This window comes from Mycobacterium sp. TH-M82 (genome assembly GCF_057473605.1).
The window spans coordinates 1-3,376 of record NZ_JBYCKY010000128.1 but is presented as its reverse complement, the minus strand read 5'-3'; the positions used below and the strand labels follow the sequence as shown (position 1 = coordinate 3,376).

Annotated in this window: 5 protein-coding genes and 1 pseudogene; 2 read left to right on the top strand and 4 right to left on the bottom strand. The window is 64.3% G+C overall.

Annotated features, from left to right (window positions below; translation table 11 throughout):
- Positions 1-8: 8 nt before the first annotated feature.
- The 3 genes and pseudogenes from AC2VON_RS03715 to AC2VON_RS03705 form a co-directional block, all read right to left on the bottom strand.
- A complete protein-coding gene (locus tag AC2VON_RS03715) occupies positions 9-512 on the bottom strand; it encodes an excisionase family DNA-binding protein (protein ID WP_486951724.1) in 504 nt (167 codons plus the stop codon).
- 85 nt (positions 513-597) lie between these two features.
- Positions 598-809: pseudogene (locus AC2VON_RS03710) on the bottom strand (rolling circle replication-associated protein); the annotation flags it as partial.
- A 230-nt stretch (positions 810-1,039) separates the two neighbouring features.
- Positions 1,040-1,165 carry a YgjP-like metallopeptidase domain-containing protein gene (locus AC2VON_RS03705; RefSeq protein ID WP_486951726.1) on the bottom strand — a complete coding sequence of 42 codons (126 nt, stop codon included), beginning with the start codon at positions 1,163-1,165 and terminating at the stop codon, positions 1,040-1,042.
- A gap of 40 nt (positions 1,166-1,205) precedes the next feature.
- Between AC2VON_RS03705 and AC2VON_RS03700 the strand changes: the two genes are divergently transcribed.
- The gene (locus AC2VON_RS03700) at positions 1,206-1,418 is read left to right on the top strand and encodes a hypothetical protein (protein WP_486951723.1); all 213 of its coding nucleotides are present in this window, start codon (positions 1,206-1,208) and stop codon (positions 1,416-1,418) included.
- 164 nt (positions 1,419-1,582) lie between these two features.
- On the opposite strand, the gene AC2VON_RS03695 is transcribed toward AC2VON_RS03700, so the two are convergent.
- Positions 1,583-2,449 carry an alpha/beta fold hydrolase gene (locus AC2VON_RS03695; protein ID WP_486951722.1) on the bottom strand — a complete coding sequence of 289 codons (867 nt, stop codon included), beginning with the start codon at positions 2,447-2,449 and terminating at the stop codon, positions 1,583-1,585.
- A gap of 376 nt (positions 2,450-2,825) precedes the next feature.
- Between AC2VON_RS03695 and AC2VON_RS03690 the strand changes: the two genes are divergently transcribed.
- The coding region (locus tag AC2VON_RS03690) for an MlaE family ABC transporter permease (RefSeq protein WP_486951725.1) at positions 2,826-3,376 on the top strand (551 nt) is incomplete at its 3' end.

Here is a 3,376-nt window from a genome sequence, read left to right as displayed (position 1 = left end):
TCGGCAGGTCAACGCTTGCGTTTCGCCTTGGCGAGCAAGGCGGCGACCTCGTCGGCGTCGGCATCCGCGAACTCCGCTGAGCTCTCGGTGATGAACCGGTTGCGCCGGGCGCCAAGCTCCTCGCGGTAGGCGAGGACATCGGCAAGTCGGAGCTTGCGCCGGACCGCGCCGGGCACATGCGCGTGCAACTCGCCGTCCTCGATGAGGCGAACCACCGTGGGGCGGCTCAGACCGAGGAGCTCGGCGGCCTGCTGGGTGGAGATTTCCTGGTCGCGAGTCAGGATACTGATCGACTGGCCGCGGCTGAGGGCATGGACGACACGCTTGAGGATCTCGTGAAGCTGCTCGGTCAGTTCGACACGGTCGTGTTCGCCCGCGCCGGACAGGAAGAAAGCAGGCTCCGGAGAGGTCCTGTGACGGGTCTCGTGCGCCTCGATGAAGCTGAGGACATTGGCAAGGTCGTCGGTATCGGCCGGAACCGGACTGACGATCTCCGTGGCGGCGGTGCTCATGGGTCTCACTTCCTTTCAGCGCACCTTCGTAGCTCGACCTTGCATAGTATAGTTACGAAAGTTACAAAAGGCGTGAGGTGTCAGTCTATGCGCCGTCGGCCAGTAACGCCGCGGCAACCTGAGATGCGGACGCTGGGCCGTCGTTAACAAGGGCGTAACCACCGGCGAGTCCACCTGGTCGCACAGCGATCTTCGGCGTCGGACATTTCGGCGGCGGACCGTCCCGGTCGTGCTGTCGACGCGGACGGCGACGCGCTGGGCCGTCTGCGGCAGTACTGCGGTGGGAAATCGACCTGTTGTCAACGGCACGTGAAAACTGACCCCCTGGAACCGAACGGGTCCGCTCTGCGGAGGGAGCCCGGCGTAAGCCAAGGGTTCCCAGGTCGTATCCGAAGGATTGACGCGACAACGCTGTTCGAGATGTCCGAAATCGCGGTAACCCGGTGAACGTCGGGCAGTCGCTGCCACCGATTTCGGGTGCATTCGATGCGCGTCACAGTGGCCGTCGGCATCGCCTGATACCACCGTTATGACCAGGTCTCCTCAGCGAGGGGCGCCTGGTTGAGTTGTTCTCGTCGACTCCGCCAGTCTGGGAGATGTTGGTCCATCAGGCTGATGAACCGTTCTCCATCGTTGCGTTCGAAGTAGTGCATCATCTCGTGGACGACGATGTATTCCAAGCAGTCTGGGTGCATGAGCTTGATCCCGAGCGTGACCAGACAGGCTATGGCGAGCGGTGGCGAGTTCCAGGCCGCGGTTCGCCACGAGGTCAACGCCGACGGTCGTGCATTGGCTGTACCGGTTCGCGCATCACCCGGCCCCAAGCGCGTACTCGACGAGCACCGAGAACCCGAAGTACAGGTGCGCCAGCGTCGACATCGAGATCAGGACCCGAACATGTGGTAGGCGGCGTTCCCGACCCGGAGTTGATGTCGATGAGATCCCCGGCGTTGTCCCCGACATGGAGGAGGCCGCCGTAAAAGTAGGTATTGACGGCACCAGGTGGGGGAGAGTGCCCTTACTCGAACTGAGGCTCTCGCTATGGCCGTGGTCGCCCCGGTTTGATCTCCTCAGCGACCCAAAAAGCCCAGGATCGCGGGCGCGGCCAGCACCCAGGTGTCGAACATGTTGAACCGGCCCGCCGTGTCCGCGGCACGCTGCCGCGCCGCCTGCTCCCAGGCGTCGTCGGGCCACGGCGGGTCGATCAACTCGGACCCCTTGATCAAGCAACTCACCTCCAGCGAGGTTCGTTTGGGATGGTCCCAGTCGTTCTCGCCGCCGCGGATGATCAGCGTGGGAACCGCGATGCGGTCAAACATTTCGTCGTCGACCCCGGGAATGGTCTGTCCCGGTTTGGAGACGAAGGCGTTGAGCCACCGCAGCATCACCTTGAGGAACTCGTCGCGGTCGAGGTTGAGCAGCCGTTGCTCGTTGTTCGGGTTCTTCTCGATGCGCCGTCGCCACTCCGGTACCGACAGCAAACCCGTCATACCGCGGTCGCGCACCGCCGTGATGCTGGGCAGCACGTAGTACGACCCGAGGACGAACATGCCGTACACCCCGCCGACGATGTTCCACACCGCCAACCTGGTGACCAGCTCGGGGTAGAGGATCGCCGTGAGGATGGAGTCCCTCGCCCCGCCGGAGCCGCCGGCCATGACGCACGGTCCCTCATCGAGCGCGGTCAGCACGCCGTGCAACGTCTCGGCGCGCATGTGTGATTCGGACTGCCCGTAGAACTGGACGTCGGAAGCGCCGCAATTGGGCCGGTCCCAGAGCAGCACCCGGTAACCGCCGTCGACCAGGGCCGCGGCCAGTGGTCGCAGCCCGGGAACGTCCTTGCTGAACCGGCCACCGGGCGTCAAGACGATGAGATCGCCAGATTCACCGAGGATTTCGTAGACGACCTTGCCGCCGTTGACGTCCAGAGAGGCCACCGAAGACTCCTGCGTGTCAGGTCTGCATCAGAACGGCCCGGCTCCCTCGCGGTCCGAAGTTCACCTTCGTAATATATAGATCGGCTGAATATAGCTTGTCGAGGGCTTCGTTGTGGCCCGGCCCTGAGGGGTCGGTGGCCCACCTCGTCGCGGGTGGCTGAACCTGGCTCATTTCGCATCGCGAAGACCACCGGCACCCTTAAGATAACCAAGATTGTAAAGATTGCATCGACACGAGGGAGCCGTGTTACATTTCTGGGCTGTCGGCGGGTCTGTGTCGGGCTTCACGAAGGGGCGTGCGTCTGTGGCAATCGGAGAAAGGGCGCAGGACCGCTGGTCGCCGGGGATCAGGCTCGGGCGTAATCTGTCGGGGCCGATGCAGGCGGTCGGCGGGTTGTTCGCGATGTCGTTCGACGCCGTCAGATTCGTCTTCCGCCGCCCCTTCCAGACGCGGGAGTTCCTCGAGCAGTCCTGGTTCGTCGCCCGCGTCTCGCTGGCACCCACACTGCTGGTGGCCATACCGTTCACCGTCCTGGTCAGCTTCACCCTGAACATCTTGCTGCGGGAACTGGGTGCGGCGGACCTGTCCGGTGCAGGTGCGGCGTTCGGCGCGGTCACCCAGGTCGGCCCGCTGGTGACCGTGCTGATCGTGGCCGGCGCGGGCGCGACCGCGATGTGCGCCGACCTGGGCTCACGGACGATCCGCGAAGAGATCGACGCGATGGAGGTGTTGGGCATCAACCCGGTGCAGCGACTGGTGACGCCGCGCATGCTGGCCGCCGGCCTGGTGGCGGTGCTGCTGAACGGCCTGGTCGTCATCATCGGTATCTTGGGCGGCTACGTGTTCTCGGTGTTCGTCCAGAACGTCAACCCCGGCGCGTTCGCGGCGGGCATCACCTTGTTGACCGGGGTGCCGGAGCTGATCAT

Coding starts and splice junctions, on each gene's coding strand:
- AC2VON_RS03715 (WP_486951724.1), bottom strand. CDS start 512: ATGAGCACCGCCGCCACGGAGATCGTCAGTCCGGTTCCGGCCGATACC.
- AC2VON_RS03705 (WP_486951726.1), bottom strand. CDS start 1,165: ATGCACTACTTCGAACGCAACGATGGAGAACGGTTCATCAGCCTGATG.
- AC2VON_RS03700 (WP_486951723.1), top strand. CDS start 1,206: ATGAGCTTGATCCCGAGCGTGACCAGACAGGCTATGGCGAGCGGTGGC.